The organism is Variovorax sp. V116 (assembly GCF_041154435.1).
In the GTDB taxonomy this organism is placed as follows: domain Bacteria; phylum Pseudomonadota; class Gammaproteobacteria; order Burkholderiales; family Burkholderiaceae_C; genus Variovorax; species Variovorax paradoxus.
The window spans coordinates 181,292-195,358 of the sequence record NZ_AP028661.1; the positions used below are offsets into that span (position 1 = coordinate 181,292).

The following is a 14,067-nucleotide window of genomic DNA, read 5'->3' on the forward strand; positions in this document are numbered from 1 at the left end:
TTCAAGCACCCCGCAGAACATTTATTGCACGAGGTTTCACTTTTAAAAGGCTCAGGCGTTGCGCGATCTGCCGAGCAGTGCGTAAAGAATGATCGCCCCGAAAGTCGCGGTGCCGATGCCGCCCAACGCGAAATCGCCGAACTTCAGCGTGAAGTCGCCAGTGCCGATGATGAGCGTGATGGCGGCCACGATCAGGTTCTTGTTCTGCGAGAAGTCGACCTTGTTGTCGACCCAGATCTTGGCGCCCGCAATGGCGATGAGGCCGAACACCACGATGCTCACGCCGCCCATCACCGGCAGCGGAATTGCCTGGATCAGCGCGCCGAACTTGGGGCTGAAGCCCAGCACCAGCGCAATGAGCGCGGCCACCACGAACACCGCCGTCGAGTAGATGCGCGTGGCCGCCATCACGCCGATGTTCTCGGCATAGGTGGTCACGCCGGTGCCGCCCGAGGCGCCGCTCACCACCGTGGCAATGCCGTCGCCGATGAAGGCGCGGCCGATGTAGGGGTCGAGGTTGCGCCCCGTCATGGCCGTGACCGCCTTCAGGTGGCCGAGGTTCTCGGCCACAAGGATGATGGCCACGGGCGCGATCAGCAGCATGGCGTTGGTGGTGAACACCGGCGCGGTGAAGGTGGGCATGCCGAACCAGGCCGCATTGGCAATGCCGGACAGGTCGACCGGCTTGCCCATGCCCAAGAGGTTGGTCAGCAGCGCATAGACCGCAGTAGCCAGGATGAGCCCGATCAGGATCAGCAGGCGCTGCAGCATGCCGCGCGTGAACACCGCCACCAGCCCCACGCAGAGAAAGGTGACGGCCTGCATCCACGAGTCGAAATTGCTGGCTGCCATGTTCTTGATCGGCACGCCCGCCAGGTTGAGCCCGATCACCGCCACCACGGCGCCCGTGACCACCGGCGGCATGAAGCGCTCGATCCAGCCGGTGCCGATCGCCTGCACGAGGGCGCCGATCAGGATGTAGACCACCCCGCAGGCCACGATGCCGCCCAGCGCCACCGCGATGTTGGCGTTGGGCCCCTTGCCCGCATAGCCGCTGGCCGCGATCACCACGCCGATGAACGCGAAGCTCGAGCCCAGGTAGCTGGGCACCTTGCCGCCCGTCACCAAAAAGAAGATCAGCGTGCCGATGCCGCTCATCAGGATGGCGATGTTGGGATTGAAGCCCATCAGGATGGGCGCCAGCACCGTGGCGCCGAACATCGCGATCACGTGCTGCACGCCCATCGCGCCGGTCTGCAGCCAGGGCAGGCGTTCATCGGGCGCGACCACGCGGCCCTCGGTGGCGGCGACTTCGCGCCAGCTGAACAGGTTGCTCATGAGTGGTTATCTCCTCGGTAGTTATTTCTATTCCTGGGGGGCTTCTCTCGGCCCGCTGCCGCCCGCGTGCCGGGCGGATTTTCTTCTCTTCTCCTGGCTAGCGCGGCGGCAGCACCGCCATTGTGATGCGCGAGACGCAGGTCAATTCGCCCGCGTCGTTCGTCATGTCGATCTGCCACACCTGCGTGGTGCGCCCGCGGTGCACCGGCCGCGCGGTGCCCGTGACCCAGCCGCTCGTGGCGGAGCGGATGTGGTTGGCGTTGATGTCCAGCCCCACGGCCCGGTCGCCTTCGGGCGCCGAGTAGTGCGCGCCGCAGGAGCCCAGCGTCTCGGCCAGGACCACCGACACGCCGCCGTGCAGGATGCCGTAGGGCTGGCGGGTGCGTTCGTCCACCGGCACGCGGGCGCGGATGAAGTCGTCGCCCACCTCCAGGAACTCCATGCCCAGCGTGGACACGGCGGTACCGATGTGGTTGCGGGTCAGTTCCTCGACAGAGATGTCTTTTTTCCAGATACGCATTCGGTTTCTCCAGTGCAGGGTTTGGGAAACTATAGCGACGGGGGCTGACAACGGCAGTCGCCTTTGCGTGCTAAGTTGGCCGGATGAAACTCCCTCTTCGCCGTTGGCTCATCGGCATTGCCGCGGTCCTGCTGCTGGGCACCGGCGCGCTGGTGTGGGTGGCGAGCACCCGCCTGCCCAGCGACGAGGAAGTGGCCGCGCGCATCGCCGAGGGTTTCGAGAAGCGCTTCGGCGTCGGCCTGAAGATCGGCGGCGCGCACTGGGCGCTGTGGCCCAGCCCCGTGCTGGTGCTGTCCGACCTGGCCACCGAGCAGCCGCGCCCGGTCACGCTGCGCCGCATCACGGTCCAGCTCAAGCTCAGGGAGCTGCTGCGCCGGGTCGTCGCCATCGATGAGGTCGAGATCGAGAGCCTGGTGCTGCCGCGCGAGTCGGTGCGCGCAATCCGCGGCGGCAGCCCCAAGCCGAAGGAGGATGGGCGCATCGTCGCGCTGCCCGCGCCCTGGACGCTGGCGCCGGTTCCTCTCGAAAAGCTGCGCTGGCGCGACCTGGTCTGGATCGACCGGCGCAACATGGCACTGGCCTACGACGGCGAAATCACTTTCGACGCCGGCTGGCGCCCGCGCCAGGCGCGCATCGAGCGCGCCGGCGCCTCGCCGCCCGCGCGGCTGCGGCTGGACCGCGCGGCCGGCCAGGACCGGTGGCGCACCCGCATCGACATTGGCGGCGGCACGGCGAACGGCGTGGCCTGGTTCGAGACCCTGCCGCCGAACGACCTGCTGCGCGTGTCGGCCGAACTCGAGCCGCGGCAGGTGGACATCGAGGGCATGCTGCAGGCCTTCGGCCGGCGCAGCGCCGTGGCCGGCAAGGCCTCGGGCCAATCGATGCTGGTGGCCGAGGCCGAAGAGGTGGGAGCGCTCTTGCGCAGCCTGCGCACCCGCACCACCTTCTCGGTCCAGCCCGCCACGCTCACGCGGCTGGACCTGGCCAAGGCCGTGACCACCGCCGGCATCAGCCGCGGCGGCACCACGCCGCTGGACGAGCTCACCGGCGTGCTCGACACGCAGGGCACCGATGACGGGGTCGTGATGCGCTACACCGGGCTCAAGGCGCGCTCGGGCGTGCTCACCGCGAGCGGCCGCCTGCGGCTCTTCAACCGCAAGCTGGACGGCGAGATCGCGGTCGACCTCATCGACGGCGTGGTGGGCATGCCGCTCCAGATCGGCGGGACCATGAGCGAGCCGGAGGTCTCGCTGACCGGCGGCGCGCTGGCCGGCGCGGCGGTCGGCACCGCGGTGCTGCCGGGCGTGGGCACGGCCCTCGGCGCGCGCGCGGGGCAGCAGTTGGAAAAGCTCTTCGGCGCGGAAGAGCCGGTGAAGAAGAAGCCGGCGCCGGCAGCTCGCAGGGGCCGGTCGGTTTCTCCCTGAGGTGCTGGCGGCGTCACGGCGTCAGCCGAAGGCCTTGATGACGGCTGGCACCGTCAGCACCGCCGTGTAGTAGCCCATGAACTGCACGCCGGTGTTGAAGCCGATGGCGCGCGACAGCAGGCCGCCGAGCAGGCCCATCGTGAGGATCACCAGCAGGCCGAGCAGCTGCCCTTCCCATACGCTGATCACCACGATCAGGCCGACGAAGGTCGCGATGATGGCCTCGTGGCTCACCTTGCGCGAGACGAAGAGCGCCGCGCGGCGCGCGAAATTCATCGTGAATGGATAGGCCACCAGCGCCGCGAGCACCACGGCCAGCATGCCGTAGCCCAGGAACTCCCAGTGGTTCAACAGGTTGTGCAGGTTGTGTGTCTGGCCCGTGGCCGTGTCGATGGTGAACACCGGCGGCGCGTTGAACAGCGGCGCCGCCGGACCGGCCGCCACGGGGCTCAGTGGCAGGCCGATCGCGATCAGCGGGATCAGCGCCTCGGCAATGTAGGTCGCCTCGGTCACGCCGTTGCGCGCGGCCAGCGTGGTGGTGAGCCGGTGGTAGGCGTGCCTGATGCGCGAGCCCACCAGCTCGCCCAGGACCACCGTCATTGCGACCGGGCTGAACACGAAGGTGGCGCTGGAGATCGCGGCGGTCGCGAAGGTCCACTTCACCTGGCTGCGGTCGAGCACCTTGAACGGGTTCGGGAAGTAGCCGGTCCAGCCCTTCACGTCGGGTGCGAGTGAGAAGGTGCGGACCTTCTCGCGCTTCATGCGCAGGCGGGCCGCGGGAGAAATCACCGAGAACAGGTCGGCCACCAGCGGTCCGATCGCAATGCCCAGGAAGTAGCTGATGCTGAGCTTCACGCCGTACTTGCCGGTGAGCGCCTGCAGCGCCACGATCACCATCACGAACGGCACCAGCGTGGCCACCGAGGCCCAGCGGCCGCTCGAGAAATACGCAATGGCCACGGCCGCCGCCACGAAGATCCACGGCGCCGCCTTGGTGATGGCCGCGCCATAGGGCGCCAGCAGCACAGCGAAGAGCACGGCCAGCGGCACCGCGAGGAAGGCCGCGATGATCGCGCCCGACACCATCTTGCGCAGCGCGATGTGCGGCACGCCGAGGTTGCGCAGCAGGTTCGCGTCCTGGAGCAGCGGCGTGGCCATGGTGTCGCCCGGAATGCCCAGCAGCGCGGTGGGCACCGCATGCGTCATGTGCTTGGCCACGGCCGCCGCGAGGAAGAAGGTGAACACGCCTTCGGGCGGCACGCCGAGCAGCACCACCAGCAGGGTGAGCGGCGCGAGCGTGGTGGTTTCGTCGGTGCCCGAGACGAGGCCGATGGCCGCGAACACGATGGCGCCCACCAGGCCCATGCCGGTGGCGACGAGGATCTGGTTCAGGAGTGCGGCGTCGATCACGGTGCGGCCCCCTCGGCGTTGCGAGCGCGGGGCTTGTACGACGCGAACAGGTCGTAGATCTCCAGCTCCTTCATCTCGCGCACCACGGACGGCGGCAGCTCATCCATCGAGCCCAGGTCGCCGTGCTCGCCGGCCAGTTCGGCCAGCACTTCCTCGCGCCAGCGCGGATCGGCTTCGGTGCCTTCCACCACTTCGCGCTTCGGCGTGAAGAGTTTCGCGCAGATCAGGCCCGACACCACGCAGCCGCCGAGGCCGGCGAGCATGGCGTAGGCGCGTGCCAGCTCGGGTGTGCTCACGGCGCTCGCGAGCACGCGGCTGGCCACGAGATAACCCGCGAGGCTCACCGCGACGCCGATGACGATCGACCATCCGAGATGGCCCAGGTCGGCCGTGTCGCCCCATATCTCCACCAGCCGCCATCTGGCGCGCGTTGCACTGTCTGCGTTCATTTTTCGTGTGTCTCCGTCTGTGGTCATGTGACGACCATTCCCATGGCCGCCGCGGTATCGGCCGCGGTCCGTTGTGCGGGGCTCTCCCGCCTTCTGCCTACTTCTTGCGCAGCGCTTCGAGCAGCGCCACGGCGCGGTCGGTGCGCACGTCGTGCTCTGCGGCCATCTGCCTGGCGATGCTGTCGATCTCGTCGCCGGTGGCACCCGCGACCAGCGCGATGTTGCGGGCATGCAGCGCCATGTGGCCGCGCTGGATGCCTTCGGTGGCCAGCGCGCGCAAGGCGCCGAGGTTCTGCGCGAGGCCCACGGCCACCGCGACTTCGCCGAGTTCCTGCGCGGACTTCACGTCGAGGATCTTGAGTGCGAGCCTTGCGAGCGGGTGCGTCTTGGTGGCACCGCCGACCAGGCCCACCGGCATCGGCATCTCGATGGTGCCGACCAGCGCGCCCGTCGTGTCCTTCTCCCACGTGGTGAGCGATGTGTAGCGCCCGCTGCGGCATGCATAGGCATGCGCGCCGGCCTCCACCGCGCGCCAGTCGTTGCCGGTCGCGACGATCACCGGATCGACGCCGTTCATGATGCCCTTGTTGTGCGTTGCCGCGCGGTAGGGGTCGATGGCTGCGAAGGTGTAGGCGTCGATCACGCCCTCGACCACTTCCTCGCCGCTGCGCTCGCGCGTGGCCAGCACCGCGGGGGCGAGCCGCACGCGCGCACGTGCCAGCCGCAGGTCCGCCAGGTTCGACAGGATACGCAGGCGCACCGTGCCGCCCGTGAGCTTCTCGACCAGCGGCGAGACCGCCTCGGCCATCGTATTGACGGTATTCGCGCCCATCGCGTCGCGCACGTCGACGACGAGGTGCATCACCACCATCGCGCCGCGTGGCGTGTCGCCGAACACATGCACCTCGATGTCGCGGCAACCGCCGCCCAGGCCGATCAGCACCTTGTCGCGGCTGTTTGCCACGGCGAGGATCTGGTCGCGTGCACGCAGCAGCGCGAGTCGCGCGCCATGCGGGTCGGTGATGCCGATTACCTGCACCTGCGCGCGCATCAGCGGCCCGGTGCTCGAGGCCTCGAAGCCGCCGCCTTCGCGGGCCAGCTTGGCCATGAAGGACGCGGCCGCCACCACCGAGGGCTCTTCGACAGCCATCGGCACGAGGTAGTCGCGCCCGTTCACGGTGAAGTTGCCGGCGACGCCCAGCGGAAGCTCGAAGGTGCCGACCACGTTCTCGACCATGCCGTTGGCGCGGTCCACGCCCAGGGCGCCGGGTTGGGCGAGCAGCGCCGCCTCGTCGTCGGTGAACGAAGCGGCCTGCGCGATGTGGGCCAGGCGCTGTGCGGGGGTGAGCGCGCGGAAGTTGGGAATGCGGGAATCGGCGACCATCGTTGCTTGTCTCTTCGGAAGATGAATTCGGGAGCAGGCAATTTAGGCCGGCTGTACCGCAGGCGGAAGGCACAGTTTGGCGGGACAGTGCGGACAGTGGTTCGCCGCGGGGGCTCGCTGTGTCACAGTCGCAGTCCATGACCACGATCGCCGATTCGCTTGCCGAAACCCTCGCGCGCCAGATCGCGAGCGGCGCCTACAAGGCCGGCGACAAGCTGCCGTCGCTGCGCGAGCTCGCGCAGCTGCACGGCTACGCCAAGAACACCGTGGTGGCCGCGTTCGAGCTGCTGGTGTCGCGCGGGCTTGTCGAGCCGCGGCGCGGTTCGGGCTATTTCGTGCTCGCGCAGCCGACTCCCAAGCCCGTCGAGGAAGACGCGGGCAGCCTCGGCCGCGCCATGGACATCGTGTGGCTCATGCGCGAGCAGCTCAAGACGCAGCCCGACGCAGTGGCCGTGGGCGACGGCTTTCCTCCGGTCGAATGGCTGGCCGACGTGCGGCTCGACAAGTACCACCCCAAGGTGGTCCGCACCGGGCTCGGCGCGCTGTTCCGCTATGGCAGCCGCTTCGGCTATGCGCCGCTGCGCGACCACCTCGTGCGCAAGCTGGCCGACTTCGGCATCGGCGCCGAGCCGCGGCAGATCGTGCTCACGCACGGCGCCAACGAGGCGATGGACATCGTCATCCGCTATTTCGTGCCGCCGGGCGGCAAGGTGCTCGTGGACGATCCGGGCTACTACCCGCTGTTCGGAAAGCTCAAACTCGCGGGTGCGCAGATGCTGGCCGTGCCGCGGCTGGCCGACGGGCCCGATCTCGACGTGCTGGAGCGGCTGCTGATCGCCGAGCGGCCGCGCCTCTTCTTCACGCAGTCGCTCGCGCACAACCCCACGGGCTCCGACATCTCTCCGGCCAAGGCCTTCCGCGTGCTGCAGCTCGCGCAGAAATACGACCTGCTGATCGTCGAGAACGACCCGCTGGCCGACTTCAAGCCCACGGCCTTGCCGCGGCTCTCGGCGCTCGACCAGCTGGAGCGCACCATCTACATCGGTAGCTTCTCGAAGTCGTTCTCGGCCGCGCTGCGCGTGGGCTTCATCGCCTGCGGGGCCGACCTGGCGAGCGACCTTGCGGACCTGAAGGCGCTGATCCACGTGAGCAGCTCGGAGTACAGCGAGCGCACGGTCGACGTGATCCTGAGCGAAGGCCACTACCAGCGGCACCTGAACCGCTTGCAGAATCGGCTCGGCGAGGCCACGCGCAAGGCGTTGCAATTGTTCGATTCGGTCGATGCGGAGGTCTTTGCGCGCACCCCGCAGTCGCTCTATGTCTGGGCCGCGCTTCCCGGCGTGGCCGACTCGCTGGTGCTCGCGAAGAAACTGCTGCCGCGCAAGATCGTGATGGCGCCGGGCCGCATCTTCAGCACCGATTCGACGCAGGTCTCGCGCTGGTCGCGCTTCAACGTCGGTGCCATGGCCGACCCGCGTTTCGCGAAGGCGCTGCGCACCGCGCTGAAGGGCCTCATTCCAGTTCGTTGAACTGGATCGCCCCTTCCTTCATGACCAGCGGAATGCGCTCGCCCTGCCCGAGCAGGCAGGACACATCGCGCAGCGGGTTGCCTTCGACCACCAGGATGTCGGCCAATGCGCCCGGCACCAGCCGGCCCAGGCGGCCGGGCATGCCCAGCACCTCGGCGCCGACCACGGTGGCGCTGGCCACGGCCTCGGCCGGCGAGAGCACCTCGGCGCGCAGGCGGAATTCGTCGCTCTGCAGCCGCTGCGATTCGCCCAGCAGGTCGGAGCCGAAGCCCATCTTCACGCCCGCCGCCTTGTAGATCTCGAGCGAGCGCAGGCCGGCCTCGCGCACGTCGGCCACCTTGGCCACGCTTTCCTTCGGCAGGCCGAAGCGCTCGCCCTCGTTGGCCAGCGCGTCGTAGGTGACCAGCGTCGGCACCACGTAGGCACCGCTCTGCGCCATCAGCGCCGCCGTGGGCGCATCGACGAGGTTGCCGTGCTCGATGGTGCGCACGCCGCAGCGCACGGCCCGCGCAATGGCCGCCGCGGTATAGGCGTGTGCCAGCACATAGGTGCCGCGTGCCTCGGCCTCCTGCACGATGGCGTGGATCTCGTCCTCGCTGTAGCCGAAGGCACCCACCGGGTCGGTCGGCGAGGCCACGCCGCCGGAGGCCATGATCTTGATCTGGTCCGCGCCCATCTGCAGTTCCTCGCGCACGGCCCTGCGCACTGCGTCGACGCCATCGACCACGCGTGCCAGCGCGCCGACGCGCACGCAGGTCGGGCAGCTTGCACCAGGGTCGAGAAAATCGGAGCGCGCGCGCATGTCGCCGTGCCCGCCGGTCTGGCTCAGTGCGCGTCCCGAGACGAACAGGCGCGGCCCCTGGGCCAGGCCGGCCTCGACGGCCTGCTTGAAGGCAAACCCCGCGCCGCCTGCATCGCGCACCGTGGTGAACCCGCGGCGCAGCATGCCGCGCAGCATCGGTACGCTGCGCAGCGTGATGAGCACGTTCGGCATGTGCACCTGCCGCGCAAGGTTGAGTTCCACCGCGATCACATGCACGTGCAAGTCGATCAGGCCAGGCATCAGCGTCTTGCCCTTCACGTCGATGACCCGCGCGGCCTCGCTGTGCAGCGGCTTGTCGGAAACTTCGCGCACCACGCCTTGCTCGACCAGCAGGTCGTGGCCTTCCAGCAGCTCGCCGCGCAGCGGGTCGAGCAGGTTCGCGTTCCTGAAAAGTACCGTGTGGGTCGTCATGTCTGGAACTCCTTCGCCTGTTGTGCCATTACGGCCGGTACCGCCAGCTGCGCGAACACGCGCGCGAGCTCGACATGGCCGGTGCCGTACCAGTTTTCCTCGTGCAGCATGTTGAGCGTGCCCAGCGTCTCGCCGCGCCAGCGCAGCGGGATGTTCAGCACGCTGCGGCAGCCCAGCGACACGATGAGCTCGTGGTCGTAGAACACGTCGCGCAGGTCGTCGGCATTGCGGCCGATGTAGGGCAGGCCGCGTTGCATCACCTGCTGCATCCAGGGCGAATCGGTGATCGGCTTGCGCCCGCCCACGGGGTAGGCCTCGCGCATGTTGGTGTAGACGCGCTCGGACTCGCGCGCTGCGCGGTGGTGCACGAGGATGGTGAAGAGCCGGTGGCCGATGGTCGCGGCCACCGCCTTGTCGATTGCGCCGAAGGTGGCTTGCGGCTGGGCGGTGTCGGCATGGGCGAGCGCCACGGCCGAGAAGGAATCTTCGAGAGAGCTGGGCTGCATGGATGTCGGAAGTCAGGAAAGTTCGCTGGCCGCAATGTCCTCGAGCGAGCGGCCGCGCGTGGGAATACCCATGAACGTGACAGCCGCTGCGCCGAGCAGCAGCACCGCCGTCGTCATGCCGAACACGCCCGCGAAACCGGCGGTCGGGTAGATGAAGCCGACCAGGATCGGCGCGGTGATGCCGCCGATGCGGCCGATGGCCGATGCCAGGCCGGAGCCGGTCGCCCGCACCTGGGTGGGAAACACCTCGGGCGTGTAGGCGTAGACGCCGGCATAGGTGCCGTTCATGAAGAAGGACAGCAGCACGCCCGCGGCCATGATCTGCGCATCGCTGTGCGTGAAGGCCAGGCCCAGCGCGCAAAGCCCGCCCAGCAGCATGTAGCTCACGATGGTGGCCTGGCGGCCGATGCGCTCGTTGAGCCACGCGGCCGAAAAGTAGCCGGGGATCTGCGCGATGTACATCACCAGCGAGTAGCCGAAGCTCTTGGTGATCGTCATGCCGTTCTGGATCAGAAGGCTCGGGATCCAGGTGAAGAACGAGTAGTAGCTGAAGGTGATCGACAGCCACATCAGCCAGGTCATGGTGCTGATGCGAATGAGCTTGCTGGACACCAGCGTTGCGTAGTTCTTCAGCAGCTTGCCGCGGCTGGTGCTGGGCGGCGGTGCGGCCACGTCCTGGGCATTGAGCGCGGGCAGCGCGCGGCCGCCCTGCACATGGTCGGCCTCCATCGCATCCATGATTGCGTCGGCCTCGGCCTGCCGCCCCTGGCTCTCGAGCCAGCGCGGCGACTCGGGCAATGCCCGGCGCCACCACAGCAGCAGCACCACGGGCAGCGCCGTGATGAAGATGACGATGCGCCAGCCCTGCGGATGCGCCGGCACGATGAAGTAGCCCAGCAGCGCCGCGGCCACGAAGCCGAACGAGAAGAAGCCCGCCAGCGCCCCCGTGAAGGTGCCGCGGTAGCGGCGCGCCACGAACTCCGACAGGTAGGGCGCGATGATCGCGCTCTCGGCCCCGGCGCCGAAGCCCGCCACGATGCGCAGCGCGAGAAAGATCGTCCAGTCGTTGACCATGCCGCTGAAGAGCGAGGCCACGCAGTAGATCGCCAGCGCCGACATCATCACCTTGCGCCGCCCGATCAGGTCGCCGCAGGCGCCGGCCGCCAGCGCACCGAAGAAGAAGCCGATGAAGTTCGCGCTGGCCAGCACGCCGATCTGCACGCTGCTCAGGCCCCAGTCGGTGCGCAGCACCGGCAGCACGAAGGCGATGACCGCGGCATCCATCGCATCGAAGGTGTAGCCGAGGCCTCCCATCATGAGCAGCCGGCGGTGAAAGCCGGAGAAGGGCAGGCGCTCGATGCGAGCCGACAGCATGGTCATGTGGTTTCCCTCGACGACGGTTCAAGAACGCGGCATGGACGACGCGCCCGATCGTAGGATCGACGGGATATAACGGCAAATTTATACTGGCAATTGTGTTTATAGATCGCGTGAATGAACAGATGACCGAATGAACTACCGCTCCGCCGATCTCAACCTGCTGAAGGTGTTCGAGGCCCTCATGACCGAAGGCAACGTCACGCGCGCGGCCCGCAAGCTGTCGCTCACCCAGCCCACAGTCAGCAATGCGCTGCGCCGCCTGCGCGAGACCTTCGACGATCCGCTCTTCGTGCGCAGCGGCGCGGGCGTCAACCCCACGCGGCGCGCCATCGACCTGTGGGAGCCGCTCTCGCAGTCGCTGCATGCGATCCGCGCCACGCTGGACGTGGAGCGCTTCGATGCATTGCGCAGCACCGCCAGCCTCAGCATCGCGATGTCGGACTATGTGTCGAGCATCGTGGTGCCCCGGCTGGCAGCCAGGCTGAGCAAGGCCGCGCCGTCGATGCAGATCCACGCCATACCCAACACGCTGGTCGACTTCGACAAGGTGCTGGCGGACAACAAGGCCGACTTCGCGATCAGCGTCTACAACGAGGAAGTGCAGCGGCCCGCGTTCCTCAAGTCGAGGGCGCTGTGGTCGCCCGACTTCGTCTGCGTGCTGCGCACCGGACATCCGCTGGCACGCGCGGACAAGATCCCGCTGAAGAAATTCCTGGCCGCGCGCCATGTCGACGTGAGCCTGGTCGGCAAGACCATGCCGACCTACGACCTCTTCCTGCACAGCCGCGGATTGCAGCGCAACCTGGTCGCCACGGTGAACCACTACCACGCCGCCTTCGAGGCGGTGCGCCGCTCCGACCTGGTCGCGGTGCTGCCGTGGTCCGAGCGCTTCGAGCCCGCGCGCCTGGCCGGCCTGCGCCGGATGCCCGTGCCGCTCGATGCGCCGCCGCGCATCATCGAACTGTTCTGGCACCAGCGGCACGAAACCTCGGCCTTGCACCAGTGGCTCAAGAACATGCTGCTGGCGCTGTTTGAGCAGCCTTCCTGAATGAAGCAGTGAAAGCGGCGGAGCCGGTCAGTCGCGCAGCCGGATCACCTGCAGGTCGTGGTCCGCGCCGGCATGCAGCCGCGCCACCTCGGCCGCGCGCCGCGTGAGCACCGCGCGCTGGTTGATGTAGCCCTTGTCGGTGATCTCGCCCGCGTCGAGGCTCGGCGGCTCGGCGAGCAGCAGCGCGCGCGTGGGGCACTGCGAGGAGCCCCCGCCTTCGCTGCGCAGCGTGCGCAGCACTTCGGCGATGCGTGCTTGCAGCGCCTGCGGCGCGAGCGAGGCGGCCTGCGGGCTCGCGAACACCAGCATGCCGATCTCGTCGCGGTCATGGCCGGTGAGCACCACGTCCTGCACATGCGGCGCCAGCATCGAGACCAGCTTCACGCGCAGCGTGCCCACCGAGACCCAGGTGCCGCTCGAGAGCTTGAAGTCCTCGGCCACGCGGCCGTTGAAGATCACGCCCTGCGAGGGCTCGGCGGGGTTCGCAAGAAAGCCGGCATCGCCGATGCGGTAGTAGCCCTCATCGTCGAAGGCTTCGGCCGTTTCGCGCGGCGCATGGCGGTAGCCCGGGAACACCGAGACGCCCTTGACGCGCATCTCGAGCTTCTGGCCGTTGGGCACGAACTTGAGTTCGAGCCCCGGCAGCGGCGCGCCGATGCAGCCCGCGCCATCGAGTTTCCAGTGCGCGGATGTAATGGCCGGCGAAGTCTCCGTGGCGCCCCAGGAAGTGGTGAGCCACAGTGGCCGCTCGGGCCGCACGCGCTGGGCCACGGCTTCGAGCCGTTGCCAGGTGGAGGGCGCGAGCGCCGCGGCCGCATAGAAGGCCAGCCGCAGCCGCGAGAGCACTTCGCGCGCGAGCGCATCGTCGGCTTCGAGAAAAGGCAGCAGCATGTCGAAGCCGCGCGGCACGTTGAACAGCAGCGTGGGCTTCACCTCGCGCAGGTTGCGCACGGTCTTCTCGATCAGGCCCGGCGCGGGCCGGCCCTCGTCGATGTAGAGCGCGCCGCCATGGGCGAGCACCATGTGCAGGTTGTGGTTGCCGCCGAAGGTGTGACTCCAGGGCAGCCAGTCGACCAGCACCGGCTTCTCGTATTCGAGGAAGCGCCAGGTCTGCGCCATCATCTGCTGGTTGGCGCAGAGCATGCGGTGCGTGTTGATCACCACCTTGGGCTTGCCGGTGGAGCCCGAGGTCAGCAGGTACTTGGCGTGGGTGTCGGGCAGGATGGCTTCGTAGGCCTGCATCACGGCCGGCGTCTCGCTCGCCTGCAGCAGTTGCGCAAAGGGCAGGGCGCCCGCATGCGCATCGGCGTTGCGGCTGAACACCGCGGGCGCCTCGACGCCGCAGCCCGCGAGTGCGCCGCCGTAGACCTTGGCATCCGAGGCGTAGATCAACGCCGGCTGCAGCGCCTGCAGCACGCCGTGCAGCCGCGACGGATCCTTGGCCATGCGCGAATACGCGCTCGACAGCGAGCATGCGGTGCGGCCGATGTGCATGGCCGCGAGCATCAGCACCGCGTGGTCGATCGCATTGTCCGAGAGGATCACGATGGGCTTGTCGGCCGGCAGCTTGAGGTCGAGCAGGCCCTGCGCCACCGCACCCACGGCCTGGCGCAGCGCGCGGTAGTCGAGCTTGCGCCAGCCTTCGCCGCTGTCGTCGCGTTCCGCGAAAGCCAGCGCCTCGGGCGTCTCGCGCGCCCAACGCTCCAGCCATTCGCCGATGCAGCGCGCATAGGGCTTGAGCGCCATCGGCGAACGCAGCGCGAAGGAGCCGTCGTCGAAGTCGACGCGCACGGTGCGCGGCGGGGCGATCTGGCTGGGGTCCAAAAGGAAGTGGTCGTTGTTCAT

Annotated in this window: 12 protein-coding genes; 3 read left to right on the plus strand and 9 right to left on the minus strand. The window is 68.4% G+C overall.

Annotated features, from left to right (window positions below; genetic code table 11):
* Nucleotides 1-51: 51 nt before the first annotated feature.
* Together ACAM58_RS00920 and ACAM58_RS00925 are read right to left on the minus strand one after the other, a co-directional pair.
* Nucleotides 52-1,338, minus strand: a complete 1,287-nt coding sequence (locus tag ACAM58_RS00920; protein WP_278877708.1) for a solute carrier family 23 protein — start codon at nt 1,336-1,338, stop codon at nt 52-54.
* Between the two features lie 97 nt (nt 1,339-1,435).
* A complete protein-coding gene (locus ACAM58_RS00925) occupies nt 1,436-1,858 on the minus strand; it encodes a hotdog fold thioesterase (protein ID WP_012745234.1) in 423 nt (140 codons plus the stop codon).
* A gap of 83 nt (nt 1,859-1,941) precedes the next feature.
* On the opposite strand from ACAM58_RS00925, the gene ACAM58_RS00930 reads away from it, so the two are divergent.
* Complete coding sequence (locus ACAM58_RS00930; protein ID WP_307593180.1) at nt 1,942-3,282, plus strand: hypothetical protein; 1,341 nt, start codon at nt 1,942-1,944, stop codon at nt 3,280-3,282.
* A gap of 21 nt (nt 3,283-3,303) precedes the next feature.
* On the opposite strand, the gene ACAM58_RS00935 is transcribed toward ACAM58_RS00930, so the two are convergent.
* From ACAM58_RS00935 to ACAM58_RS00945, 3 genes are all read right to left on the minus strand, one after another.
* A complete protein-coding gene (locus ACAM58_RS00935) occupies nt 3,304-4,692 on the minus strand; it encodes a tripartite tricarboxylate transporter permease (RefSeq protein WP_307593179.1) in 1,389 nt (462 codons plus the stop codon).
* A complete protein-coding gene (locus tag ACAM58_RS00940; protein WP_307593178.1) occupies nt 4,689-5,141 on the minus strand; it encodes a hypothetical protein in 453 nt (150 codons plus the stop codon). The genes ACAM58_RS00935 and ACAM58_RS00940 overlap by 4 nt, the downstream gene beginning before the upstream one ends.
* Before the next feature lie 97 nt (nt 5,142-5,238).
* Entirely contained in the window at nt 5,239-6,525 is a 1,287-nt protein-coding gene (locus tag ACAM58_RS00945) for a hydroxymethylglutaryl-CoA reductase, degradative (RefSeq protein WP_307593177.1), read from the minus strand.
* A gap of 137 nt (nt 6,526-6,662) precedes the next feature.
* Between ACAM58_RS00945 and ACAM58_RS00950 the strand changes: the two genes are divergently transcribed.
* Entirely contained in the window at nt 6,663-8,054 is a 1,392-nt protein-coding gene (locus ACAM58_RS00950) for a PLP-dependent aminotransferase family protein (RefSeq protein ID WP_307593176.1), read from the plus strand.
* Here ACAM58_RS00950 and ACAM58_RS00955 read toward each other — a convergent pair.
* Genes ACAM58_RS00955 through ACAM58_RS00965 form a run of 3 tightly spaced genes read right to left on the minus strand, consistent with a single transcriptional unit; the run spans nt 8,038 to nt 11,174 of the window.
* The gene (locus ACAM58_RS00955; protein WP_307593175.1) at nt 8,038-9,288 is read right to left on the minus strand and encodes an amidohydrolase family protein; all 1,251 of its coding nucleotides are present in this window, start codon (nt 9,286-9,288) and stop codon (nt 8,038-8,040) included. The two genes, ACAM58_RS00950 and ACAM58_RS00955, sit on opposite strands and share 17 nt — an antisense overlap.
* Complete coding sequence (locus tag ACAM58_RS00960) at nt 9,285-9,794, minus strand: GAF domain-containing protein (RefSeq protein WP_307593174.1); 510 nt, start codon at nt 9,792-9,794, stop codon at nt 9,285-9,287. The genes ACAM58_RS00955 and ACAM58_RS00960 overlap by 4 nt, the downstream gene beginning before the upstream one ends.
* Nucleotides 9,795-9,806: 12 nt before the next feature.
* Nucleotides 9,807-11,174: an MFS transporter gene (locus ACAM58_RS00965; protein ID WP_307593173.1), complete on the minus strand. Its 1,368-nt coding sequence runs from the start codon at nt 11,172-11,174 to the stop codon at nt 9,807-9,809.
* 130 nt (nt 11,175-11,304) lie between these two features.
* On the opposite strand from ACAM58_RS00965, the gene ACAM58_RS00970 reads away from it, so the two are divergent.
* On the plus strand, nt 11,305-12,222 hold the full coding sequence (locus ACAM58_RS00970) for a LysR family transcriptional regulator (protein ID WP_307593172.1): 918 nt from the start codon (nt 11,305-11,307) through the stop codon (nt 12,220-12,222).
* Nucleotides 12,223-12,249: 27 nt separating this feature from the next.
* On the opposite strand, the gene ACAM58_RS00975 is transcribed toward ACAM58_RS00970, so the two are convergent.
* On the minus strand, nt 12,250-14,067 hold the full coding sequence (locus tag ACAM58_RS00975) for a feruloyl-CoA synthase (RefSeq protein ID WP_307593171.1): 1,818 nt from the start codon (nt 14,065-14,067) through the stop codon (nt 12,250-12,252).